At 72.7% G+C, this 24,354-nt stretch carries 19 protein-coding genes and 4 pseudogenes; 5 read left to right on the top strand and 18 right to left on the bottom strand.

What is annotated here, in order from left to right; translation table 11 throughout:
• Positions 1–19 precede the first annotated feature (19 nt).
• From F3L20_RS14695 to F3L20_RS14635, 13 genes and pseudogenes are all read right to left on the bottom strand, one after another.
• Positions 20–2,182, bottom strand: a complete 2,163-nt coding sequence (locus tag F3L20_RS14695) for a discoidin domain-containing protein (protein WP_150154767.1) — start codon at positions 2,180–2,182, stop codon at positions 20–22.
• Positions 2,183–2,230: 48 nt separating this feature from the next.
• The gene (locus F3L20_RS14690) at positions 2,231–3,808 is read right to left on the bottom strand and encodes a glycoside hydrolase family 13 protein (protein WP_150154766.1); all 1,578 of its coding nucleotides are present in this window, start codon (positions 3,806–3,808) and stop codon (positions 2,231–2,233) included.
• Positions 3,809–3,845: 37 nt separating this feature from the next.
• Entirely contained in the window at positions 3,846–4,712 is an 867-nt protein-coding gene (locus F3L20_RS14685) for a carbohydrate ABC transporter permease (RefSeq protein ID WP_150154765.1), read from the bottom strand.
• Entirely contained in the window at positions 4,709–5,659 is a 951-nt protein-coding gene (locus F3L20_RS14680; protein ID WP_150154764.1) for a carbohydrate ABC transporter permease, read from the bottom strand. Before F3L20_RS14680 ends, F3L20_RS14685 begins: the two co-directional genes overlap by 4 nt.
• A gap of 3 nt (positions 5,660–5,662) precedes the next feature.
• The gene (locus F3L20_RS14675) at positions 5,663–7,006 is read right to left on the bottom strand and encodes an ABC transporter substrate-binding protein (protein WP_150154763.1); all 1,344 of its coding nucleotides are present in this window, start codon (positions 7,004–7,006) and stop codon (positions 5,663–5,665) included.
• Positions 7,007–7,142: 136 nt separating this feature from the next.
• Positions 7,143–8,141 (bottom strand): LacI family DNA-binding transcriptional regulator, encoded by a 999-nt coding sequence (locus F3L20_RS14670; protein WP_206338897.1) that lies wholly within the window; start codon positions 8,139–8,141, stop codon positions 7,143–7,145.
• Between the two features lie 58 nt (positions 8,142–8,199).
• Positions 8,200–8,868, bottom strand: coding sequence for a GntR family transcriptional regulator (locus tag F3L20_RS14665; RefSeq protein ID WP_150154762.1), 669 nt, complete (start codon positions 8,866–8,868; stop codon positions 8,200–8,202).
• The gene (locus tag F3L20_RS14660) at positions 8,865–9,866 is read right to left on the bottom strand and encodes a proline racemase family protein (protein WP_150154761.1); all 1,002 of its coding nucleotides are present in this window, start codon (positions 9,864–9,866) and stop codon (positions 8,865–8,867) included. Before F3L20_RS14660 ends, F3L20_RS14665 begins: the two co-directional genes overlap by 4 nt.
• A 14-nt stretch (positions 9,867–9,880) precedes the next feature.
• Positions 9,881–10,772 (bottom strand): annotated as a pseudogene (locus tag F3L20_RS14655) (dihydrodipicolinate synthase family protein).
• A complete protein-coding gene (locus F3L20_RS14650; protein ID WP_150154760.1) occupies positions 10,769–12,157 on the bottom strand; it encodes an NAD(P)/FAD-dependent oxidoreductase in 1,389 nt (462 codons plus the stop codon). Before F3L20_RS14650 ends, F3L20_RS14655 begins: the two are co-directional and overlap by 4 nt.
• On the bottom strand, positions 12,147–12,440 hold the full coding sequence (locus tag F3L20_RS14645; protein WP_150154759.1) for a (2Fe-2S)-binding protein: 294 nt from the start codon (positions 12,438–12,440) through the stop codon (positions 12,147–12,149). Before F3L20_RS14645 ends, F3L20_RS14650 begins: the two co-directional genes overlap by 11 nt.
• Positions 12,437–13,600: an NAD(P)/FAD-dependent oxidoreductase gene (locus F3L20_RS14640; RefSeq protein ID WP_150154758.1), complete on the bottom strand. Its 1,164-nt coding sequence runs from the start codon at positions 13,598–13,600 to the stop codon at positions 12,437–12,439. Before F3L20_RS14640 ends, F3L20_RS14645 begins: the two co-directional genes overlap by 4 nt.
• Positions 13,601–13,667: 67 nt before the next feature.
• Positions 13,668–14,327 carry a hypothetical protein gene (locus tag F3L20_RS14635; RefSeq protein ID WP_150154757.1) on the bottom strand — a complete coding sequence of 220 codons (660 nt, stop codon included), beginning with the start codon at positions 14,325–14,327 and terminating at the stop codon, positions 13,668–13,670.
• A gap of 223 nt (positions 14,328–14,550) precedes the next feature.
• Here F3L20_RS14635 and F3L20_RS14630 point away from each other — a divergent pair, with 223 nt between their 5' ends.
• The 3 genes from F3L20_RS14630 (at position 14,551) to F3L20_RS14620 (ending at position 16,182) form a co-directional block, all read left to right on the top strand.
• On the top strand, positions 14,551–15,201 hold the full coding sequence (locus F3L20_RS14630) for a helix-turn-helix domain-containing protein (protein ID WP_150154756.1): 651 nt from the start codon (positions 14,551–14,553) through the stop codon (positions 15,199–15,201).
• 31 nt (positions 15,202–15,232) lie between these two features.
• Positions 15,233–15,769 (top strand): toxin-antitoxin system, toxin component, encoded by a 537-nt coding sequence (locus F3L20_RS14625; protein WP_150154755.1) that lies wholly within the window; start codon positions 15,233–15,235, stop codon positions 15,767–15,769.
• Between the two features lie 173 nt (positions 15,770–15,942).
• Complete coding sequence (locus tag F3L20_RS14620) at positions 15,943–16,182, top strand: hypothetical protein (RefSeq protein WP_145826254.1); 240 nt, start codon at positions 15,943–15,945, stop codon at positions 16,180–16,182.
• Positions 16,183–16,549: 367 nt separating this feature from the next.
• Here the strand turns inward: F3L20_RS14620 and F3L20_RS35605 are convergent.
• Positions 16,550–17,208 (bottom strand): annotated as a pseudogene (locus F3L20_RS35605) (4'-phosphopantetheinyl transferase family protein).
• A gap of 11 nt (positions 17,209–17,219) precedes the next feature.
• Positions 17,220–18,058 (bottom strand): annotated as a pseudogene (locus F3L20_RS14610) (metallophosphoesterase family protein); the annotation flags it as partial.
• 237 nt (positions 18,059–18,295) lie between these two features.
• Here F3L20_RS14610 and F3L20_RS14605 point away from each other — a divergent pair.
• Positions 18,296–19,429: an ATP-grasp domain-containing protein gene (locus F3L20_RS14605; RefSeq protein ID WP_150154754.1), complete on the top strand. Its 1,134-nt coding sequence runs from the start codon at positions 18,296–18,298 to the stop codon at positions 19,427–19,429.
• Between the two features lie 209 nt (positions 19,430–19,638).
• Here F3L20_RS14605 and F3L20_RS14600 read toward each other — a convergent pair whose 3' ends face one another.
• A complete protein-coding gene (locus F3L20_RS14600) occupies positions 19,639–20,976 on the bottom strand; it encodes a 6-phospho-beta-glucosidase (protein ID WP_150154753.1) in 1,338 nt (445 codons plus the stop codon).
• Positions 20,977–21,528: 552 nt separating this feature from the next.
• On the opposite strand from F3L20_RS14600, the pseudogene F3L20_RS14595 reads away from it, so the two are divergent.
• Positions 21,529–22,490: pseudogene (locus F3L20_RS14595) on the top strand (glycoside hydrolase family 16 protein); the annotation flags it as partial.
• 202 nt (positions 22,491–22,692) lie between these two features.
• Here F3L20_RS14595 and F3L20_RS14590 read toward each other — a convergent pair.
• Complete coding sequence (locus F3L20_RS14590; protein ID WP_150154752.1) at positions 22,693–23,091, bottom strand: DUF302 domain-containing protein; 399 nt, start codon at positions 23,089–23,091, stop codon at positions 22,693–22,695.
• 146 nt (positions 23,092–23,237) lie between these two features.
• A complete protein-coding gene (locus tag F3L20_RS14585) occupies positions 23,238–24,161 on the bottom strand; it encodes a helix-turn-helix domain-containing protein (RefSeq protein WP_150154751.1) in 924 nt (307 codons plus the stop codon).
• Positions 24,162–24,354: the final 193 nt, after the last annotated feature.

Below are 24,354 nucleotides of genomic sequence, written 5' to 3'. Positions count from 1 at the left end.
TCCGGTCCGGTCCGGTCCCTTAAGACCCGTACACCTCCACCTCACTGAACTGGGCGGCCGGCCAGCCGGTGTTGCCGGTGACGTGCAGCCGCAGATGGCGCGGTGTGCCCTCGACCGGGATGGTCACCGTGTTGCCGGTCGCCGGATCGAAGCGGTGCTCCCGCGCGGCGGCCAGCGTCGTGTACGCGGAGCCGTCGGTGCTGCCCTGCACGGACAGGGTCTGGGTGCGGGCCTGCCACGCGGCCTGCGGCGGCAGCTTCAGCACCACCCGGCGCACGGTCCGGGCGGCGCCGAGATCGATCGTCAGGGACTGCGGGAAGGCGTGGTTGGCGGACTCCCAGTACGTGTTCGGATCGCCGTCGACCGCCTTGCCGGGGGTGTACACGTCCTGGGAGCCGGTGGCGGTCGCCGGGCGGCCCAGGGCAAGGTTGCGGTCCGGGTCGGGCTGAGGGTTCTGCTCGCCGGGCTGCGGCCAGCTCGCGCAGTCCGACCAGGTGCTGCTCCAGCCGGAGTTGCCGCCGCCGTCGGTGACGGTGAAGGTGCCGGAACCGGCCGGGTAGGGGCAGTTGTAGATCCCGGCCGAGCCGACGCCGGTCGCGGTGACGTTCCGGAAGGTGGCCGCGCCCTGCGTCTCCGCCTGCACGACGACGGTCCCCACCCGGTTCACGGTGGCGCCGTCGACGGTGATGTTCCGGGCGGCGAGGCCGCGTCCCCCGCCGGAGACGAACTCGAAGGCGCTGTACGGGCTGTCGGTGATCGTGGTGTTCGTGATCCGTACCTGGGCGTCGACGGCGCTGTCGTAGGAGTCGACACGCAGGGCGCCCATCGGATGGTTCCAGTTGGGGTTCATGGCGCCGGTGCGCACCAGGGTGTTGCCGTCGACGGTGATGGTGCCGGACAGCGGGTGGAACGGGTCGAGGAACTTCTGGTTGGAGATCGCGATGCCGCTGCCGAGGGCGTTGGTGTCGGAGATCAGGTTGCCGCGGACGGTGATGTCGGTGCCGCCGTAGATCGCGATGCCGTTGGCGAGGTTCGGCTGGGTGATCGTGTTGTTCTCGAAGCTGCTGTCGACGTCCGGCGCGTTGAGCGACCACATGGCGAGGGCGTCGTCGCCCTGGTTGCGCAGGAAGTTGTTGCGGACCCGCACCCCGCGGGCGTTGCCGTTGAGGTTGAGGCCGTCGGCGGTCATGTCGAGGAAGCGGTTGTTCTCGACGACCAGGTTGTCGTTGTTCCCGGTCAGCCAGAGGCCCACCTTGAGGTGCTGGAGCCACATGCCGGAGACGGTGGAGTTCGGGCCGAGCGAGCCGTTGACGAAGTTGTCGGGGCTGGAGTCGACGCGTTCGGTGACCTCGCCGATGACCGCGAAGTCCTTGATGTGGACGTTCCCGGCCGAGGAGCCCTGGTCGACGAAGCGGGAGGTGCGCACGATCGAGTGCCAGTGGCCGGCGCCCTGGAGGGTGACGTTCTGGATGCCGCTCAGGGAGGAGGTCAGCCGGTACTCGCCCGGCGGGATCCACACCGTCCCGCCCTGCGCGGCGGCGACGGCCTCGCGGAACGCCTGGGTGGAGTCGCCCCGCCCGGTCGGGTCGGCGCCCTTGTCGGTCACGGAGACGGAGCCTGCGGGGCGGGAAGCGGCGCCGGGCGCCTGCTCGAAGTCGGCCACGTCCACGGTGACAGGGACGTTCGTGGCCTGGAAGGCGACGGTGGCACCGGCCCGGACGTCCCGGCCGAGCAGCATCCGCGCGTTGGCGTAGAGGTGGTGGGTCCGGGCGCCCGGGATCCACGGGGTGTCGACGTAGGAGTACTTGGAGGTCACCGGGAGGGTGCGGTCGAGCCGTTGCCCGTCGACGTACACGGCCAGGGATCCGGACTGGCCGTCGGGCACGCTGTAGGCCACGGTCACGGCGTTGGCGGCGCGCGGCACGGGGAACTCCACGCGTTGGCCCGGGTTCAGCCGCACCGCCTGGCGGCCCGAGGCCTCGGAGGCGAGCGTGCCCTGGGTGTGGTCGGGGCCGATGCGGGTCCCGGTTCCGGTGGCGGACTCGGCCTCGACGGAGGTAAACGGGAGGGTGGCGCCGGCCGCGGCGTGGGCGGGCGCCGGGGCGAGGGCGACGAGCAGGCCGGCGGCTAGGACGACGGCCGTGCCCGCGGCCGACACGCTTCTGACGGTGGGGGTGGTCATGGTGCTGGTCCCTTCGTGGTGGGGGCGGGGGAACAGACGGGGCGCGGTTCAGGCGCGCAGCCAGACCGCGGTGTCGCGGGGCAGCCTCCCTGCGGTGTCGAGCGGGCCGCTGGCCAGGAGCAGCGCGGTGTGGGCGGGGAGGCCGACGGACCGGCCGGAGAGGTTGACGACGCACAGGGCGTCGGAGCGGGCGAAGGCGAGCACGCTGTCCGGAGCGGGCAGCCAGGTCAGCGGCTCGTCGCCGAACCCGGGCCGCAGGCGGATCGCCTCGCGGTAGAGGCTGAGCATGGAGCCGGGGTCGCGGGCCTGCCGGTCGGCCGCGTACGCGGGCCAGGCGGCGGGCTGCGGCAGCCAGGGGTCGCCGCCGAACCCGGCGTGCGGGGCGTCGGCGGTCCAGGGCAGCGGCACCCTGCATCCGTCGCGTCCGGGGTCGGTGCCGCCGGAGCGGGCGTGCATGGGGTCCTCGATGCGGTCGAGCGGAATGTCGGCCTCGGGCAGCCCCAGCTCCTCGCCCTGGTAGACGTAGACCGCGCCGGGCAGGGCCAGGGAGAGCAGTGCCGCCGCCCGGGCCCGACGGGTGCCCAGCGTCAGGTCGGTGGGGGTGCCGAAGGCCTTGGTGGCGAAGTCGAAGCCGGTGTCGGCGCGGCCGTAGCGGGTGACGGTGCGGGTGACGTCGTGGTTGCACAGCACCCAGGTGGCGGGGGCGCCGATCGGGGCGTGCTCGGCCAGCGTCTCGTCGATGGAGGCGCGCAGCCGGGCGGCGTCCCACGGGCAGGTCAGGAAGGAGAAGTTGAACGCGGTGTGCAGTTCGTCGGGGCGCAGGTAGCGGGCGAAGCGTTCGGTGTCGGGGAGCCAGACCTCGCCGACGAAGACGGCGCCGTACTCGTCGGCCACGGCCCGCCAGGCGCGGTAGACGTCGTGGAGTTCGTCGCGGTCGACATATGGGTGCGGGTCGCGGCCGGCGGTGAAGTCCGGCAGCTCGGGGTCCTTGACCAGCAGGGCCGCCGAGTCGATGCGGACGCCTGCCACGCCCCGCTCGAACCAGAAGCGCAGGATGTCCTCGTGCTCCTGGCGGACGGCGGGGTGCGCCCAGTTGAGGTCGGGCTGCTCGGGTGCGAACAGGTGCAGGTACCAGTCGCCGTCGGGCAGCCTGGTCCAGGCCGGGCCGCCGAACTCGGACTGCCAGTCGTTGGGCGGGAGTTCGCCGTGGGCGCCACGGCCGGGGCGGAAGTGGAACAGTTCCCGTTCGGGGCCGCCCGCCAGTGCCGCGCGGAACCAGGGGTGCTGGTCGGAGACGTGGTTGGGGACGATGTCGATGATGGTGCGGATGCCCAGTTCCCGTGCCTCGGCGATGAGCTTCTCCGCCTCGGCCAGGGTGCCGAAGGCGGGGTCGATCGCACGGTAGTCGGCGACGTCGTAGCCGCCGTCCTTCATCGGGGACTGGTACCAGGGGTTGAACCACAGCGCGTCGACGCCCAGTTCGGCGAGGTACGGCAGCCGGGCGCGGACGCCGGCCAGGTCGCCGGTGCCGTCGCCGTCACCGTCGGCGAAGCTGCGGACGTACACCTGGTAGATGACGGCGGAGCGCCACCAGGCGTCGGCGGTGGCAGGGGTGGGCTGTCCCACGTGGGTGCCTTTCTCTTCTGTGGACGGGGGTGCGGCGTCAGCCCTTGGTGCTGCCCGCGCTGATCCCGGCGATGATGTGCCGCTGGAAGACGAGGAACAGCGCGACCATGGGGATGCTGGCGATCACCATCGCGGCGATCAGCACGGTCAGCTGGATGTTCTGCGACAGCTGCACCAGGGCCACGCTGATGGGCTGCTTGTCGGTGTCGGAGAACACCATCAGCGGCCACAGGAAGTCCTGCCAGACGGCGACCAGCGCGAAGATCGACACCACGCCGAGCACGGGACGGGACATGGGCAGCACGATCGACCACAGGGTGCGCAGCTTGCCCGCGCCGTCGATCTCGGCGGCCTCCAGGACGTCCCTGGGCAGTTGGTCGAAGAACCGCTTGAGCAGATACAGGTTGAAGGCGTTGGCGACGGCCGGCAGCCAGATGGCGAGCGGGTCGTTGAGCAGGCCGAGGTCCGCGACGGTCAGGTACTTCGGCACCACCAGGGCCTGGGCGGGGACCATCAGCGTGGCGAGGATGCCACCGAGGATCAGGGTGCCGAAGGCCGGACGGAGCTTGGACAGCGCGTAGGCGGCGGCCGTGCAGAACACCAGCTGGAACACCCAGGCGCCGGCCGCCTGCACCACCGTGTTCCACAGGTGGGTGGGCAGCTGCATCAGCTCCCAGGCGTCGGAGTACCCGGCGGTGCTCCAGCTCTCGGGGACGAGGGTGGGAGGGGTGCGGGCCACCTCGTCCGGCGACTTCGTCGCGCCGGTCGCCATCCAGTACACGGGGAACAGGAACGCCAGCGCGAACAGCAGGACGACTCCGGTGAAGACGGTCCAGTAGACGGCCCTGCCGCGCGGGCGGGTCAGGACGGCCGGGGAGACCAGGGTGCGGGTGGCGCCGCTCATGCGGCCTCCTCTCCGGATCGGGTGAGGCGGAGGTAGACGGCGGAGAACGCGCCGAGCAGGACGAGCAGCATCACGCTGAGCGCGCAGGCGCCGCCGAAGTCGTTGTAGAGGAAGGCGTACTTGTAGATGAGGTAGAGGACGGTCACGGTGGCGTTCTCCGGGCCGCCTCCGGTGATCACGAACGGTTCGGTGAACACCTGCATGGTGGCGATGATCTGCAGCAGCATCAGCATGAGGATCACGAACCGGGTCTGCGGCACCGTGACGTGCCGGACACGCTGGAGCAGGTTCGCCCCGTCGAGTTCGGCGGCCTCGTACAGCTCGCCGGGGATGGACTGGAGTGCGGCGAGGTAGATCAGCACGGTGCCGCCCATGTTGGCCCAGGTGGCGACGATCACCAGGGACACCAGGGCCGTGTCGGCACCGTTGGACCAGTTCGAGGTGGGCAGGTGCAGGAAGCGCAGCGCCTCGTTGGCCAGGCCGGCGCCCGGGTCGTAGAACCACTTCCACAGCAGGGCGCTCACCACGGGCGGGATCATCACCGGCAGGTAGACGACGACCCGGAAGAACGCCTTGGCGTGGCGGAGTTCGTTGAGCACGAGGGCGAGCACGAAGGGGATCGCGAAGCCGATCAGCAGGGCGAGCGCGGTGAAGGTGAGCGTGTTGCGCCAGGCGGCGGCGAACTCGGGGTCCTGCCAGACCCGGGTGAAGTTGGCGGTGCCGACCCATTCGGGGTCGGAGCCGGGCGTGTACTTCTGGAAGGCGATCACGACGGCGCGGATCGCGGGGTACCAGGAGAACAGCGCGAAGCAGATCAGTCCGCCGAGGAGGAAGCCGTAGGCGCGCAGGTGGTCGGTGAGGCGGCGCCGTCTCCGGTCCCCTGCCGGGGACGGCGCCTTCACCGGCCGGACCCGCACGGCGGGCGGCCGTTCGACCGTCTTCGTCACCGGTCAGCTCCGTGCCAGGATGCCGTCGATCTTGCCGGAGGCGTCCTTCAGGAGCCGGTCGATGTCCGCGTCCTCCTTGGTGAGGACGGCGGAGACCACGCCGTCGAGGACGGAGTACAGCTGCTGGGCGTGCGGCGGCTCGATCTTCATTTCGAGCTTCTGGTTGCCGTCCAGGAAGGCCTGGTAGTTCTCCACCGGGACGTTGGCGTTGGCCTTCTTGGCCTGCTGGTCCCTGGCGTCGGCCGCGCCGGTGAACAGACGGGGTTCGGGCAGGCCGACGGGGGCGTCGTTCTGCTTGGCGCGGGCGTAGTCGCCGAGGAAGCCGTCACCGGGGGTGAGGAACATGTGGTCGAGCCACTTGAGGCCGGCCCTGATCTGCTCCGGGGTGGCCTTCTTGCTGAACATGTAGCCGTCGCCGCCGACGAGGGTGGCCTTGCCGCCGGGCATGGGGGCGATGGCGATGTCCTTGTACTCGGCGCCCTTCTCCTTGACGAGGATCGGGATGTTGTCAGGGGCGGCGAGGTACATGCCGAGCTTGCCGGAACCCATCATCTGCTGGGCGTCGTTGATGACGAGCAGTTGCTTGCTGCCCATCGACTCGTCCGTCCACCGCATGTCGTGGAGGGTCCGCAGGACGGCGCGGCCCTCGGGGGTGTCGACGGTGGCCTGGGTCCCGTCCTCGTTCACCACGTCACCGCCCTGGGAGTAGAGCTCGGCGGTGAAGTGCCAGCCGCCCTGGTTCTGGGCGCTGTAGTCGGCGTAGCCGACGGTGCCGTCGCCGAGCGCGGCGATCCTCTTCGCGGCGGCGCGGACCTCCTCCCAGGTGGCGGGCGGGTCGTCGGGGTCGAGGCCGGCCTTCTCGAACAGGGCGCGGTTGTAGATCAGGCCCATCGAGTAGCCGGTGCGCGGGATGCCGTAGATCTTGCCGTCGACGGTGTAGATGTCGCGCAGCTGCTGCTGGATGGTGCTGTAGCTCTTCAACTCCTTGACGTACGGCGTCAGATCGGCGGCCTGGTTGATGTCGACGACGTGCCGGGCGTCGGTGAAGTACGTGTAGAAGACGTCCTCCATCTGTCCGCCGGCGAGCTTGGCGTCGAAGGTCTTGGGGTCCTGGCAGGGGAACGCGTCGTGCGGGACGACGTCGATGTCCGGGTTCTTCTTCTCGAAGGCGGCGACGTCCTCCTCGAAGAACTGGCGGTCGACCTTGGCGCTCTTGGGCGGCATGCAGTTGACGGTGATGCGCGTCTTGCCGTCGGCGGCTTCGTCGCCGCCCGAGCCGCAGGCCGTCAGCGCGAGCGCGCCGACGCTCAGCGCGACGAGGGTACGGCGGATCCCGGTGCTTCTCATCGGTGGACCCCTTAAGGGACAGGAGCGAGTGAACCCCTCGGAACAGGAGCGGTGGGCGGGGCACACTCAAGCACCGACGACATCGGACCGCAATATGTCGCGCACAATTTGAAATTATTCGACAGCTGTACGGGGTTCAGCCGCGGGGCGCCTGGGCGGTCGAGCCGCGCACCACCAACTCCGGTTCGAACAGGAGCTCTTCGGGGGCCACCGTGCTGCCGCTGATCTGTGCGTTCAGCAGTTCCACCACCGCCCTGCCCATCGCCTCGATGGGCTGCCGGACCGTGGTCAGCGGGGGTTCGGTGCAGTTCATCAGCGCGGAGTCGTCGTAGCCGACGACGGAGATCTGCCCGGGCACGTCGAGCCCCTTGCGCCGCGCGGCGCGTACGACACCGAGGGCGAGGGGGTCGCTGGCGCAGATGAAGCCGGTGACGCCCCGGTCGATGAGCCGGGTGGCGGCGGCGTGGCCGCCCTCGATGGAGAACATGGCGCGGGCCACGTGCTCCTCGGGCACCTCGCCGGCCACCGCCCGCGCGGCCGCCAGCTTGCGCGCCGAGGGCACGTGGTCGCCGGGGCCGAGCACCAGGCCGATGCGCTCGTGCCCGAGCGAGGCGAGGTGGCGCCAGGCCTGTTCCACCGCGACGGCGTCGTCGCAGGACACGGCGGGGAAGCCGAGGTGCTCGATGGCCGCGTTGACGAGGACGACGGGGATGTTGCGCTCGGCGAGCTGCCGGTAGTGGTCGTGCGGCGCGTCGGCCTGGGCGTAGAGACCGCCGGCGAACACCACGCCGGACACCTGCTGTTGCAGCAACAGGGTCACGTAGTCCGCCTCGGAGACCCCGCCCCGGGTCTGGGTGCACAGCACCGGGGTGAGGCCGAGCTGGGCCAGCGCGCCGCCGATGACCTCGGCGAAGGCGGGGAAGATCGGGTTCTGCAGCTCGGGCAGCACCAGGCCGACCAGCCGGGCGCGCTCGCCGCGCAGCTGGGTCGGGCGCTCGTAGCCGAGCACGTCGAGGGCGGAGAGCACCGCCTGCCGGGTGGCCTCGGAGACTCCCGGCTTGCCGTTGAGCACCCGGCTGACCGTGGCCTCGCTGACCCCGACCTTCTTCGCCACCACAGCAAGTCGTCGCGTCATGGCCGCAAGCGTAGCGCAAGCAGCGCAAGCCGTTTGCATGGTGGTGCAAGAAGTGATGTCAGGGCGCTGCCCACAGTCCTCGGACATGCCCGAGGTGGCGGGTCATCACCTCCCGCACGGCCTCGGTGTCCCGGGTGAGCAGCGCGCCGAGCAGGTCGAGGTGCTCCTCCGCCGACGCCCGCAGCCGTCCCTGTTCCGCCAGCGCGGTCAGTCCGTAGAGCCGGGAGCGGTGGCGCAGGTCCCGGACCACCTCGACGAGGTGGCCGTTGCCGGCGAGAGCCAGCAGGCCGAAGTGGAAGCGCCGGTCGGCGTCGACGTACGCGATCAGGTCACCGGCCGTGGCGGCGGCGACGATCTCCTCGGCGACCGGCCGGAGTGCGCCGAGCGCGACCGGGTCGGCCGTTGCGGCCAGCGCGGCCGTCGTGGGGATCTCGACGAGGGCGCGCACGTGGGTGTACTCGTCCAGTTGCCGTTCGGAGACGGCGGTGACCCGGTATCCCTTGTTGGGCACCACGTCGACCAGCCCTTCCTTGGCGAGGTCGAGCAGCGCCTCGCGCACGGGGGTGGCGGAGACGCCGAAGCGGGCCGCGAGCCCCGGTGTCGAGTACACCTCGCCGGGCCGCAGTTCACCCGTGATCAGCGCGGCGCGCAGGGCGTCCGCGACCCGCTCGCGGTAGCTGGGCCCGCGTCCGCCCAGGGCGGGCAGGGCGGGGCCGCCGGCGGTCACAGGACGAACCCCGCCGGGAACGGGTCCCGCGGGTCCAGCAGGTACTGGGCGGTGCCGGTGATCCAGGCGCGTCCGGTGAAGCTCGGCAGCACGGCGGGGTGTCCGGCCACCTCGGTGGTGCCGAGCAGGCGGCCGGTGAAGCGGGTGCCGATGAAGGACTCGTTGACGAACTCGGTGTGCGGCGGGAGTTCCCCGCGGGCGTGCAGCTGGGCCATGCGGGCGCTGGTCCCGGTGCCGCACGGCGAGCGGTCGAACCAGCCGGGGTGGATCACCATGGCGTGCCGGGAGTGCCGGGCGGTGGAGCCGGGCGCGGTCACCTGGACGTGGTGGCAGCCGTGGATCGACGCGTCCTCCGGGTGGACGGGCTCCCCCTCGGCGTTGATCGCCTCCATGAGGGACAGCCCGGCCGCCAGGATCTCGTCCTTGCGGGACCGCTCGAAGGGCAGCCCGAACCGCTCCAGGGGCAGGATGGCGTAGAAGTTCCCGCCGTACGCCAGGTCGTACGTCACCGTCCGCCCGTCGGGCAGGGTGGCCTCACGGTCCAGGGAGACGGCGAACGACGGCACGTTGCGCAGGGTCACGGCGGTGGCGGAGCCGTCCTCGACCCGCACCTCGGCGACGACGAGCCCGGCGGGGGTGTCCAGGCGGATGGTGGTGACCGGCTCGACGACCTCGACCATGCCGGTCTCGACCAGGACGGTCGCCACGCCGATGGTGCCGTGGCCGCACATCGGGAGGTAGCCGGACACCTCGATGTAGAGGACGCCCCAGTCGCAGTCGGGGCGGGTCGGCGGCTGGAGGATCGCGCCGCTCATCGCCGCGTGCCCGCGCGGCTCGTTCATCAGCAACTTCGCGATGTTGTCGCGATGTTGACGGAACCACAGGCGCCGTTCGTTCATCGTCGCGCCCGGAACGGTGCCGATGCCTCCGGTGATCACCCGGGTCGGCATGCCCTCGGTGTGCGAGTCGACGGCGTGCAGGACGAGTGTGCTGCGCATGCCCGGCCCCTCCCCTACGCCAGACCGGCCGCGACGGCCTTCTCGGTGGCGGCGCGGACGGCCGCCTCCTGTTCCGGGTCCAGGCGGACGCGCGGGGGCCTGCAGGGGCCGCCGTGGCGGCCGGCCAGGTCCATGGACAGCTTGATGGCCTGCACGAACTCCACCCGGGAGTCCCAGCGCAGCAGGGGGTGCAGCTGCCGGTACAGCGGCAGGGCGGTGGCGAGGTCGCCGCTGGTGGCGGCGCGGTACAGCTCCGCGCAGGACCGGGGCAGGGCGTTCGGGTAGCCGGCCACCCAGCCCTTCGCCCCGGCGACCGCGAGCTCCAGCAGCACGTCGTCCGCCCCGGCCAGCAGGTCCAGGCCGGGCGCGAGTTCGGCGATCCGGTAGGCGCGGCGGACGTCCCGGAGAACTCCTTGACGGCCCTGATGTGTCCTTCGCCGTGCAGCCGGGCGAGCAGCTCCGGCACCAGGTCGACCTTGGTGTCGATCGGGTTGTTGTAGGCGACGACGGGCAGTCCGGCGCGGCCGACCTCGGCGTAGTGGGCGAGCACGGAACGCTCGTCGGCGCGGTAGGCGTTGGGCGGCAGCAGCATCACCGCCGGGCACCCGGCGTCGCCGGCCTGCTCGGCCCAGCGGCGCGCCTCGGCGGACCCGTAGGCGGCGACTCCGGGCATGACCCGCTCCCCTCCGACGGCGGCGACGGCGGTCTCGACGACGCGGGCGCGCTCCTCGGGGTGAGCACCTGGTATTCGCCGAGGGAGCCGTTCGGCACGACCCCGTCGCAGCCGTTGGCCACGAGCCAGGCGCAGTGTTCGGCGTACCGGTCGAGGTCGACGGACAGGTCGTCGCGCAACGGCAGCGCGGTGGCGACGAGGACTCCCCGCCAGGGGCGGCGGTGATCGGTCATGAGGATCCTTCCTCGGAGCGGGGACGAGGCCGGTCGTGCTGAGCCGCCAGGACGCCCAGGGGGACCGGGCGGGCGAAGGGGCGGCGGTACGGGGTCGGGGCGCACCCCGTGAGGGCCGCGACGGCAGGCGCGCACAGACGCCCCTGGCACCAGCCCATGCCGGCCCGGGTGAGCAGTCTGACCGTTCGCAGGTCGCCGGCGCCGAGGGGGAGGGCCTCGCGGACGGCGCCCGCCGGTACCTCCTCGCAGCGGCAGACCACCGTGTCGTCGGTGACGCCGTCGGCCCAGTGGGCGGGTGGGGTGTGCAGGGCGTCCAGGGCCCCGGCCGCGGCGCGCCCCTGGGCGCGGGCCCGGGCGGCGGGCGCCCAGGCGCGCGGGTCGGGCGTCCTGCCCCGCAGCCGGGCCGCGATCGAACGGCCGGCGATGTGTCCCTCCGCCAGCGCGAGGGCCGCCCCGCCGATGCCCGTGGCCTCTCCGGCCGCCCAGACGCCCGGCACGTCGGTGCGCTGCTCGGCGTCGACGGCCACGGCGGTCCCGTCGAGCCGGCAGCCGAGGCTCCCGGCGAGATCGGTGTGGGGCAGCATGCCGTGCCCCACCGCGAGGGCGTCGCAGGGCAGCAGGCGTTCGGTGCCGGGCCGCACGCGGCCGTGTGCGTCGAGGGCGGCGACGGTGACACCGGTCAGCCGGTCCTCCCCGTGGGCGCGGACCACAGTGTGCCGGGCCAGCACCGGTACGCGGTGGCGCAGCAGCCGCGCCGCGTACCCGGCGGCCTCGGGCAGCTTTCCCGCGAGGGCTCCGGCGTGCCGGGGCAGGCGTACGGGGTCCGTGGACTCCACCAGGGCGGCCACCCGGACGCCCGCGGCGGCGAGCCCGGTCGCCACGGGCAGCAGCAGCGGGCCGGTCCCGGCGACCACGGCGGTGGGGCCGGGGGTGACGATGCCGCCCTTGAGCATGGCCTGGGCGCCGCCCGCCGTGACGACACCCGGCAGCGTCCAGCCGGGGAAGGGAAGGACCGTCTCGTACCCGCCGGTGGCCAGGAGCACGGCGGTGGCGCGCACCTCGGCCGGCTCCCGCCCTTCCGGGCCGGTCAGCGCGTGCACCGTCAGCCCGTCGGACTCCCGCTCCACGCACCAGACCTGGTGGTCCGTCCGTACGTCCACGGGGCTCGCGGCGAGGGCGTCCCGCAGCCGGGTCCAGGTGCGCCGGCCGTTGCGCGGCACCTGGGCGTGTTCCGTGCGGAGCCCGGGTGCGGGCTGACGGAAGTACTGCCCGCCCGGCCGCGGCGCCGCGTCGATCAGGGTGACCCGGATGCCGCGCCGCGCCGCCGCGAGGGCCGCGGCGAGGCCCGCCGGGCCCGCGCCGATCACTGCGAGGTCAGTCCTCATGGCCCGTCCCCTCCTGGGTGCGGATGTCGTCGCCCGGGCGGGCGGGGAGCAGGCAGGCGCGCTGGTTGGGGCGGCCGTTCACGGTCACCAGGCAGTCGAAGCAGACGCCGATCCCGCAGAACACCCCGCGCGGGCGCCCTTCGTTGCGGGTGGTGCGCCAGGAGGTGACGCCGGCGGCCCACAGCACGGCGGCGATCGTCCGGCCGGGCAGGGCCTCGACCGTCCGCCCGTCGAAGGTCACGTCGAACGCGCGCCGTGCCCCGGCGCTCTTCTGGGGGTTCACCGGACGGCCTCCTTCGTGGGGCGGGGGAAGCGGTCGGGGCGGAAGGGGGCGAGGTCGAGGTCCGGCGTCGCCCCGGTCAGTGCCTGGGCGATCAGCAGTCCGGTGCCGGGCGCCAGCCCGATGCCCGCGCCCTCGTGTCCGCAGGCGTGGAACAGCCCGGGCACCCTCGGGTCGGGGCCGATCGCCGGAAGGTGGTCGGGCAGGTACGGGCGGAATCCCGCGTACGTCCGCAGGGCCTGTACGCCGGCCAGGAAGGGGAACAGCCGGGTCGCCCCCGCCGCCAGGGCCCGCACCGCCCGCAGCGACAGCGAGCGGTCGAACCCGACGCGTTCCCGGCTGGCGCCGATGAGGACCGGTCCGGCGGCCGTCCCCTCCACGACCGGGGAGGTCAGCAGGTCCGCCGTGTCGCCCGCGACGTCGGCGACGTAGTCGGCGGCGTACACCTTGTGCCGGATGCGGGGCGGCAGCGGTTCGGTGACGAGGACGAAGCCTCGTCGGGGCATGACGGGCAGGAACACGCCGGCCCGGTCGGCGAGTTCACCGCCCCAGGTGCCGGCCGCGTTGACGACGGCGGGTGCGTGCAGGTCGCCGCGCGGGGTGCGCACGCCGCGCACCGTGCCGTCGCGGGCGCGCAGCACCCGGGTCACCTCGTGGCCGGTGAGCAGGCGGGCACCGGAGGCGCGCAGCAGGTGGGCCGCCGCGAGGGCGGGCATCACCTGGGCGTCCTGCGGGTAACGCACCCCGCCCGGGAGCCCTGGCGCGAGGCGGGGTTCCAGGTCGTGGAGGCGGTCGGCGGGGACGGCCTCGGCGGTCACCCCGGCCGCTCGCTGTGCGTCCGCGAACGCCAGCAGCGCGTCGAGTGACTTCGCGGTCCCGGCGACGACCAGGCCGCCCTTGGCCTCGTACTCCGTCGCCGGGCCTGACTCCCTGGCCAGCTCGGCCCAGAGGCGGGTGGACAGCAGGGCCAGGTCCAGTTCGGGTCCGGGTGCCTTGTCGGAGACGAGGAGGTTGCCCTCCCCCGCGCCGGTCGTCCCCCCGGCCACCGGGCCCCGGTCGAGGACGGTGACGTCCAGTCCGGCGCGAGCCGCGTACAGGGCGCAGGCGGCGCCCGTCATCCCGGCGCCCACCACCACGACATCGCAGGTCAGCGACTCGCTCACGCCAGTACTATGTCACACATCACACTGCTCGGGAACAGGGCGGAAGCGGGCGGCGGTTGTGGGGGGATCAGTCGGCGGCGGGGACCACGCGCAGGTGGCCGGCGGCCCGGCGGGCCCTGCGGTCCCGGCCGGTGGCGCGCGGCGCCTCACGCAGGACGAACGTCAGTCGGCGGCACTCCATCTCCTCGAGGACGGAGGCGGTCTCCACGACGAGGCGGCAGTCCGTGGCACCCCAGCGCGGGTCGGGGTGCAGCAACGGCCGTACGGAGCCGTCGTGCCGGGCGGCCTTCTCGCCGACGGCGCGCAGCCAGTGCGGCACGCCCTGCCGGTAGGCGGCGTCCATGATCGGGTCCTGGGCGATGTCGCGCCGTACGGCGTGCAGCACGGGGTCATGGGGGTGGCGCTCGGCCGTCGCCGCGTGGTCTGCCAGCATGGGCAGGCACCAGCTCGCCTCGTGGTCACCCAGGATGGCCGCGGCGTCCGGGTGGAAGAGGACGAACCGCTGGAAGTTGACGCCGGGGTGGGCCGTCGGATGCGGCTCCACGCCTTGGAAAAGTGTCCGGAAAGCACCGTTGGTGAGCAGCACGTCCCAGCGGTGGTCCACCACCAGCGAGGGGAAGGGAACGGCGTCCAGCAGAACGGCGTAGTCCTGCAGATAGGCCTGGGCCTCGGACGTTCCGGGGCCGGGCCGCGGTGCCGGCCGCTGCCCTCCTGCCTGATATGCCATCGGGAGGTCACCCCTCTTGCCTGTGCGGCCCTGACGCGGCGCCCCGATCCTGCTGCGCCGGGACACGGCGTGTCAACTATCGTGGCATTCCACGACGGTTGACGGCCGAAATTGGCCACAGTTGTGGCGACACCTGGATGGGAGTTCGAAACACCGGCTAGTCTCCGTGAAGTTCACGGCAATCGCTTGTGAGAAGCCTGTGAGAGACGTAGGAGATCTTTCGGTGACGGGTGGCTTCGAGGGACCGGGCACCGCGCCGACGAACGCGCTGCCGGCCGTCGTCGCCCGCGTCACCGCACTCGCCGACCGGCTCGGCGTGGCGCACACCGAGGTCTTCGACGTGGACCGGCTGTCCGTCGCGTCCGGTGTGCCGGAGCCCGTGGTCAAGGCGCTGCTGAGCGGCAGGCCCGCGGGTGAGCCCGATGTGCAGGCGCGGTTCCTGCAGCGGCTGGACCTGCTGCGCCGCACCCGGCTGAAGCCGAACGGACGCAAGTACACGCAACAGGAGATCGCCGACGGTGCGGGCATGTCCCGGCAACAGGCCGGCGCGCTGATCAACGGCGACCGGCGGCCCACCATGGAGCACTGCGACGCCCTCCAGCGGTTCTTCCGGGTGCACGCCGGTTTTCTCACCGCCGAGGACCCGGAGGCGTTGGCGAACGCCCTCCAGCACACCGAGCAGGAGCTGCTGCAGAAGCTCGCCGAGCGGGAGTCCGCCGCGACGGCCGACGACCCGCTGGAGCGGCTGCTGCAGGACCACGGGGTGCGGGGCATTGCCTGGCGGGCCGCGCAGCTGCCCACCGACCAGCACCGCGACAAGGTCGCGGAATGGCTGGACATGCTCCTGGAGAGCGTCCAGCGGCCCAAGTCGTGACCCGGGGAGAACTGTGGGCATCGGTAGGAAAATGCGCCGCCTGTGCGGCGAGTTGGTCACGGAGCTGACGCTTCCCGTCCCGGCGCGGCCCGCCGATCTGTACGCAGCCCTGTGCGAGGCGATGAGCCGGCGGCGCGGGCGGCCCGTCCTGTTCCGCACCGCCGTCTTCCCGCCGGGGACCGCGAGCGGGCTGTGGCTCGACATGGCGGACCAGGACCTCGTGGTGGTCGAGGAACGCACGGCTCCGGGCCACCAGTTGGTGATCCTGGGTCATGAGCTGTGGCACATGAAGGCGGGCCACTGCGGCCACCATGTCGCGGGTGCCGAGGTCGCCACCCGTTTATGGGGTGAGGCCATGGACGACGAGGCCCTGCGGGCGACCGTGCTGAGGGTCGCCGCCCGCACCCGGTTCGATCAGGCCGACGAGAAGGAGGCCGAGGCGTTCGGTCTGCTGCTCGCCAGCAAGTGCCGTACGTGGCTGGACGGTTCCTCGCTGCGGGGGCCGGTGCAGCGGGATCACCTCGCGGGCGGATCGGGGCTTCGCTCGGTACCTGGGCCGCAGAACTGAGGTTCTCCGGACGGGTCGCGGGCGGGCGGGCGGCGGTGCCTGCGGTGCCTGCGTGCGGGGCAACGGAGCTACGGCTCGGGGTGATTGTCAGTGGTGGGCGGCAAGCTGGTGGTGCGCCCCTGTTTGTGCCGGGGCGTGGGGACCGACGACCACGACACGGGGAGAGCCGAGCGATGCCCACCGCCGTACTGACCGACCGCGAGCGCACCGCCGTCCAGGCCTATCTCAGACTGCTGCACACGGTGCGGGCCGCCTTCGACGAGGGCCGGCCCGCGCCGCCGGGGCCTGCGGTGCTGCCGGTCGTGCCGCCTTCCGTCCTCGCGGAGGCGGAGGTGGCGCTGGAACGGGCGGGGTGGGCGGGGAACGAGGAGTCGTTCTTCCGGATGGTGCGGGAGTGGTGTCCCGAGGGGTAGGCGCCGCCCTGGCGGCACGCTTTTTCGTGGGGCGGTGCGCCCGGGGTGGCCCTGGGGGCCGGGCGGGTGCGGGTGGTGGGGGTTGGGTGCGCAGTTCCCCGCGCACCTTGGGGGGTTCGTCCACACGGCGTGTGAGACGTGACCGGTGCGGGGCGGCCCTCGAAGGGCAGGGGTTGTCCGCGGCTGCGGGGCCGTGGGGGCTGGGCGCGCAGTTCCCCGCGCCCCTTGGGGTGTTCGTCCACACGGCGTGTGGCATGTGACCGGTGTGGGGCGGCCCTCGACGGGCGGAGGTTGTCCGCGGCTGCGGGGCCGTGGGGCTGGGCGCGCAGTTCCCCGCGCCCCTTTCGGGGCGCTGTGGGGCCGGTGGTCATGTGTGGGGGACGGGTACCGCCGTGGCCAGGAGGGAGGGCTGGGTGGTCCAGTGGCCGGTGAAGTGGGTCAGGCGGCGGCCTGAGACCACGGGGCCGGGGACCAGGAGCGCCGCGTGGAAGGTGCCGTCGAGGTGGATCGTGATGTCCGCCTCCGAGAAGTCCAGCCACTTGCCGGTGAGCGGGAACCACGCCTTGTAGACGGACTCCTTGGCGCTGAACAGCAGCCTGTCCCAGTGCACGTCCGGTCGCTGCGCGGTCAGGCGTGCGATTCGCTGCGCCTCCTGGGCAGGGACACCGTCGCCAGCACGCCCTCGGGCAGCGGGCCGTGGGCCTCCGCGTCGATGCCGACGGACGCCAGGTCGCCGGCGCGTACCAGCGCGGCGGCGCAGTAGCCCTCGCAGTGGGTCATGCTGCCGATCAGCCCGTCGGGCCAGACGGGTGCGCCCCGGTCACCGGAGACCACGGCCAGCGCCGGCACGCCGAGCTTCTCCATCGCGCGGCGGGCGCAGGACCGTACGGCGGTGAACTCGCTGCGGCGCTTGGGGACCGCCCGGGTGATCAGCGCCTCCTCCTCGGGGAACAGCGGGGCGTCGATGCCCTCGTCCCCGTAGGCCTCGACGACGGCCGCCGTCGGCGGGAGCAGTTCGTCGATCACCGGGCGCGCCCCCGTGGCAGGATCCGGCGCAGCCGCCCGGCGGCTCCTGCCGTTTGCGCCACTCACGCGGGTAGCCCACCGAGACCTCCTCGAAGCGGACGCCGTCCTGCGAGGTCGTCCGGGGGATGTGCAGATGGCCGTAGACGGCCGTGTGCACGGGGTACCTGCGGTGCCAGTCGTCGGTCAGCACGGTGCCGCACCACATGGCGAACTCCGGGTACCACAGCACCTCGGTCGGATGGCGGTGCAGCGGCCAGTGGGTGACGGGGATCAGGGGCAGACCGTCCGGGAGTTCCGCGAGCCGCCGTTCGGTCTCGGCGACCCGGGCCCGGCACCACTCCTCGCGGCTCGGGTACGGGTCGGGGTGCAGCAGGTGCTCGTCGGTGCAGACCACCCCGGTGCCGTGCGCGTACTCCAGCCCCTCCTCCTTGGTGGTGCACCCGGGCGGCAGGAACGTGTAGTCGTACAGCAGGAAGAGGGGGGCGACGGCCACCGGCCCGCCGGGCCCCTCCCACACCGGGTACGGGTCCTCGGGCGTGACGACCCCGAGCTCACGGCACTGCTGGACCAGATGGTCGTAGCGGGCGGCGCCGCGCAGCGTGACCGCGTCACTCGGGTGGGTCCACAACTCGTGGTTGCCGGGTGTCCAGATCACGCGGGCGAAGCGCCCGGCGAGGGTCTTGAGCGCCCAGCGGACGTCCTCGACGGTCTCCGCCACGTCACCGGCCACCAGCAGCCAGTCCTCGTCGGACCCGGGCCGCATCCCCTCGACCAGGTCGCGGTTCTCGGCATAGCCGATGTGCAGATCGCTGATGGCCCACACCTGTGCGCCGCCACCACCCGTCGCCATCACGTCGCCCTTTCAGCAGCCGCCGGACCTCGACCACGAGATCACATCCGCCCCGCCGGAACAACCGCGCACCGGCCGCCGTACGTGGTATCAGGACGCACCGTCCAGGTCGTATGATCTGCCCGACACCACCGCCATGGACACGTCCCTCGCGAACGGCGGTTCGGTGACCCTCCCTACGTCATGCCCGGGCACGGGCCGCTCCCCCCTGCCCGCACACCCCGAAAGGCGGCCCGCATGGTCTCTCGCGTACGCGTCTGGCTCAACCGCACGTACGCGGAGAACGTGTTCTTCATGGATCAGCTGCGGAGAAATCCCGACGACCGGGCCGTCGAGATCCATGCCACCCACGGTGACCCCGACTCCCCCGTGCTCGCCGCGGCCGACACCGCCGAGCTGGAGCCGGAGGGCCTGTCCCCGGCGGCGTACGTCGAGTACGCGCTCACCCAGTGCGAGCGGCGCGGCATCGACGTGTTCGTGCCCCGGCTGCATCAGGCGGCCGTCGTCGCGCACCGCGCCGAGTTCGAGGCGGCCGGCACGGCGCTGCTGGCACCGCCGCCCCAGGCGGTCGCCGTGTTCGAGGACAAGGTGGTCGCCTACCAGGCGGTCGAGGCGATCGGCGTGCCGGTGCCACCGTGGTGCCGGGTCCGTGACGCCGACGAACTCGTCGTTGCGGTGGAGGAGTTGGAGCGTCTCGGTTACCGGGCCTGCTTCAAGCCCGCGGCAGGCGCGGGCGGGGTCGGTTTCCGGGTGATCACCCGCGAGCCCTTCTCGCTCGCCCAGCTGAACGGCTTCCCCAGCCCCCAGGTGCCGCTCGACCTGGCGCTGGAGGCCCTGCGGCGGGCCGAGGAGCCGGTCGACTGGCTGGTGATGCCGCGCCTGGAGCAGCCCGAGGTGTCGGTGGACTGTCTGACCGGCCCGGACAACCGCGTCCGGCTGGCCGTCGGCCGCACCAAGAACGGGCGGCGCCGGGGCTTCACGCTGCACGAGCGGTGGCTGGAGCCGGCCCGGCGGATCGCGGAGGGCTTCGGGCTGCACCACCTGTCCAACATCCAGTTCCGGATGCTGGGTGACCGTCCGGTGCTGATGGACGTCAACACCCGTCCGGCGGGCGGCGTGCACCAGCTGTCCCTGTGCGGCGTGAACGTGCCCTGGGCGGCGGTGCGGCTGGCGCTCGGTGACGACCCGGGCGAGATCGCCCCGCCGTTCCTGGGCCACGACTACACGGTGGTGTCGGGTCCGCGTCCGCTGCTGTCCGTGACGGTGCCCCGGCAGCGGACCGGATCGTCCGCGGTCCCGGGCACACTGGACGCCCTGCCGGCCCCCGCGGCACCGGCAGAGCCGAGGACGGCGTCCGGCGCGCTGCCGTAGCCGGGCAGCGAGCGCGGGCGCGGGCGCTCCGGGAAGTTCCCCGAAAAATATCTCCGCCAGGGTGTATCAGGCCCCGGTCTGCGTGCTCTTGATGGTGAACGGCGACTGGGGAAGCCGCCGGGGGGAGCACGGGGGACCGGGGGGAGCTCGGGTCGGTCGGCCGCTGTCACGGGGGGCGACCGGCCGGCCCGAAGCCCGTCTCCCCCACGTCAGCCGAGGTAGGCGAGTCCCGGATGGACGGCGGTGTAGCCGTCGACGAGCCGGCGCGCCACGCTCACGGAATCCACCAGCGGATGCAGGGCGAACGCCTTGACCGCCGTGGCGCGGGACCCGGACCGGGCGGCCTCCAGCACCTCCCGTTCCACGGCCTTGACGGCGCACACCAGTCCGGTGGCGTGGTCGGGCAGCGGATCGACGGAGACGGGGTGCGCGCCGCCCGCGTCCACCAGGCAGGGCACCTCGATCACGGCCTCCGCGTCCAGCGGCGACAGCGTGCTTCCGTTGCGGACGTTGAGGATCAGGGTGGTGCGCTCGTCCCGGGCGATCGCCCGCATCAGCGCGAGCGCCACCTTCTCGTAGCCGCCGGACAGGTCGTCCGCCTCACGTTCGCCCGCGCCCGCGGCCTCCCGGTTCTCGCTCATGTAGGTGGCCTCGCGCTCGGCGCGGGTGCGGTCCCACAGGTCCAGGGCGGAGACGTCCGGATCGCCGGTCCCGGCGTAGAAGCTCTCCTGCTGGTCACGCAGGAAGGCGCCGCGGGTCCGACGCGCCTGCCGGTACGCCCGCACGGCCTCGCGGTTGAAGTAGTAGTAGTGCAGGTACTCGTTGGGGACGGCGCCCAGGGAGCGCAGCCAGTCGGCGCCGAAGAGCCGGCCTTCCTCGAACGAGCCGAGCAGGGCGGAGTCGCCGAGCAGGCGCGGCAGTTGGTCCCGGCCCGCCACTCGCAGACCGCGCACCCAGCCGAGGTGGTTGAGGCCGACGTAGTCGATCCACGCCTCCTGCGGACGCGCGCCGAGCACCCGGGCGATGCGGCGGCCGAGGCCGACGGGTGAGTCGCAGATGCCGATGACGCGGTCGCCGAGGTGACGGGACATGGCCTCGGTGACCAGACCCGCCGGGTTGGTGAAGTTGATGACCCAGGCGTCGGGGGCGAGGCGGGCCACCCGGCGGGCGATGTCGACGGCGACGGGGACCGTGCGCAGACCGTAGGCGATGCCGCCCGCGCCGACCGTCTCCTGTCCCAGCACCCCTTCGGCGAGGGCGACCCGTTCGTCGTGCGCCCTGCCCTCCAGGCCGCCCACGCGGATCGCGGAGAAGACGAAGTCCGCGCCGCGCAGGGCCTCGTCGAGGTCGGTGGTCGTGGTCACCTCGGGGGCGTCGGGCACGTCGGCCGCCTGCTCGGCCAGCACGCGGGCGATCGCGCGCAGCCGGCCGGCGTCCACGTCGTGCAGGACGACCCGGGTGACCCGGCCCTCGGCGTGGTCCGCGAGCAGCGCCCCGTACACCAGCGGTACACGGAAGCCACCGCCACCGAGAATCGTCAGCCTCACATCCACACCTTTCCGCAGCCCCGGTCCCTCCCGACCCTACGCGGGTCCCACCGACCCCTCGCGTCACGACAAGCGCGGCCCTCACCGCGGAGGAAACGCAGCACTCGTCGCCCAAAAGGGACGCGGGGAGCCGCGCACCCGGCCCCCACCACCCCACACCCGCGGGAAGACGCCCGCCGCCCCACCGCTCCCCGCCCGGAACTCCCGACCTCCCTCTCACCGGTGAGGGCGAGGGGCCCACCCCCTCGTGCTGCCGGGACGCCCCGCCCCGAGAGGCCGCCCGGGAGTTCGGCTCCCGGACACCACGCGTTGTACGCACCCGCGAGTTCGGCTCCCTGCCACCAGGGGGGCGCGCCGCCCGGCCCAGTTCCCCCATTCGCGCGCATTCGAGAGGTGAACTCCCGCACAGGGCACGCTCTTTTCGGGATACACCTCTTGACGCCGGAGAGGCCCCGGAGCACATTGGCGTGACCGTGAGAGCGCTCTCACAAGCGGTTCGGGGCGCTCGGAGCACGGACCCCCCACAGCACTCCGCACCGAGAGGTTCCCCCCATGACCGTCACCTCCGGCACCGCCCGGCCCCCCACAAACGCCGGCGTCTGCGCCGCACGCTGGTCGCCGTCGCCGGCGCGCTGGTGCTCGGGGCGGGCGCCGTCACCCTCACCGGTCCCTCCGCCGGCGCCTCCGTGCCGCCCCCGCCGTCGGGCTGGACCCAGGTCTTCGCCGACGACTTCGAGGGCCCCGAGGGCAGTGGCGTCGACACGGGCAACTGGCGGTACGCGACCGGCACCGGCTACCCGGGCGGCCCCGCCAACTGGGGCACCGGCGAGATCGAGACGATGACGTCCAGCCCGGACAACGTCTCGCTCGACGGCAGCGGCAACCTCCGCATCACCCCGCGCCGCGACGGCGCCGGCACCTGGACGTCGGGGCGCGTCGAGACCAACCGCGACGACTTCCAGCCCCCGGCCGGCGGCACGCTGCGGGTCGAGGCCCGCATCCAGGTGCCGAACGTCACCGGTGACGCCGCCAAGGGCTACTGGCCCGCGTTCTGGATGCTCGGCGCCCCCTACCGGGGCGACTACTGGAACTGGCCCGCCGTCGGAGAGCTGGACATCATGGAGAACACCCAGGGCATGAACACGGTGTTCGCCACGATGCACTGCGGCACCTCCCCGGGCGGCCCCTGCAACGAGACCAGCGGCATCGGCGGCGAGACCACCTGCCAGGGCACGACCTGTCAGGCCGGCTTCCACACCTACCGGATGGAGTGGGACCGCTCCTCGGACGTGGAGGAGATCCGCTTCTCCCTCGACGACGACACCTTCCACACCGTCCGGGAGGACCAGGTCGACGCCACGACCTGGTCGAACGCCACGGACCACGGCTTCTTCGTCATCCTCAACGTGGCCATGGGCGGCGGCTTCCCGGACGCGTTCGGCGGCGGCCCCGACGCGAACACCGAACCCGGCCACTCGATGCTCGTGGACTACGTGCGGGTGCTGACCTCCTCCTGACCCGCAGGCTCCACCCCCACACCCCGGCTCTCGCGGCCGGCCACGAGGGACCCACGCAACCTCGGGTTCTGACGGTCCTCGCGACACCCGCGATCCCTGGGAGTTGCGAGGACCGTGGGCGTTGAGCGGGACGTACGAGCGGCCGCGGGCCGCCGGTGGTGCGCGTCAGGAGGCGTCCCGGACGGTCGCGCACCGCGCGTCAGGCCGCCTGTTCGCAGATCCGTTCGGCGACCAGGCCCAGTGTCCGGGCCGCCGCGGTGCCCGCCTCTCCCAGCCCGTGACGATCCGCCAGCCACTGCGCCGAGGTGTACGTCATCCGCACGGCGCCCCGTTCGTCCTCCCACACCAGGATCTTGGACGGCAGATCGACGCCCGCCGTTCGCCGGTCCTGCATCAGCTCGGTGCCGACGTCGGGCTTCCCGAAGAGCACCAGGACGGTCGGGGGCAGGTCCATGCCCGCTTCGACGGCGTTCCCGGCATGATCGACCCGAGCGAACACGTGGTACCCCGCCGAGGTCACCCCGGCGCATACGCGCTCCACCGTGTCGTGGAAGGACCGGCTGCCCGGCACCGTGATCATTCCTGATGCGTCCCGCATGCGCTCACGGTAGGAGCCTCGGCCCGTTCGAGCACGTCGGGTCACGGCCCGCGGTCCCGTGGAAGACGCTCGGCCCCGCGGGTACGCGGGGACGGCCCCGCGCATCCCGACGCTCCGCGGCTCCCCCGTCCGCGGCTCCCCCCCGCTCAGCGGTGTTCCGCGCGGAACGCGGCCGGGGCGGTGTCCGTGTGCTGCTGGAAGAACTTGGAGAAGTTCGCCGGGTCCGGGAACCCGACGGCGGCCCCCACCCGCCCTATGGGCAGATCGGTGTGGGCGAGGAGCCGCTTGGCCTCCAGCACCACCCGCTTGTCGATGAACGCCTTGGGCGTCTCCCCCGTGGCGGCGCCCACCGCGCGTGCCAGGGTGCGCCGGGAGTAGCCGAGGGCGTCGGCGTACGCGCTGACGCTGTGGTTGGTGGCGAAGTCCCGCTCCACCGCCTCCCGGAACAGGGTGAAGGTGCTGTCGTCGGCCGGCCGGGCTGAGTCGCCCGTACCGGCGGTGAGATGGGCCAGCCGCAGCAGGAACGCGGTGAGGGAGTGGCGGAGCACGGCCGTGTGCAGACTCAGCGGCAGGGTGGCCGTGTCCTCGTACTCGCGGCGCAGTTGGTCCGACGCGGCCCTGAGCGCGGTGAACTGCGCCGGGCCGGGGCGCGTCAACGGCGGGCGGTCGTAGCGGTAGAGGCCGGTGGCCTCGACGGTGGCGCGGGGCAGGAAGCCGGGCTGCATGGTCAGGACGGTTCCGCGGTACTCGCTCTCCCGGGAGAAGCGGTGGACCTGCCCCGGGCGGATCCACAGCACATCGCCCGCCGTGGCCTCGTACTCGGTGAAGTCGATCATGTGCCGGAGCGGTCCGCCGTCGAGCAGCATCACGATGTGGAACTCGATGCGGTGCACCCGGTCCAGCGGCGCGTCGGCACGCCAGGTGCGGTCGGGGCCCATCGGGGCGATCTGCATGCCGACACCGCACACGCTCCGCTCGACCGGGAAGGGGAAGGTCCTGATTCCGCCGCCGTCGCCGACGTCCGCCTTCCGGGCGCCGCCGTCACTCCCCTGGGGGAATCTGCCCGCCATGTCTCCCATGTCCGTCACGCGTCCGTCGGGCACCCCTCGCGGACGTGCCCGGTGTCCCACTTTCACCACAGGCTGGCACACCGGAACCTTCTTGTGAATAAGTCAGACTTTTACTTTTGAACGCGCTGCAGAGTTCCTTACGCCCGGGACGAGGACCACGTGGAGACGAGCACGCGCACGACCGGCCGGCCCG

Source organism: Streptomyces tendae (assembly GCF_008632955.1).
In the GTDB taxonomy this organism is placed as follows: domain Bacteria; phylum Actinomycetota; class Actinomycetes; order Streptomycetales; family Streptomycetaceae; genus Streptomyces.
This window is presented reverse-complemented; position numbering and strand designations above follow the sequence as displayed.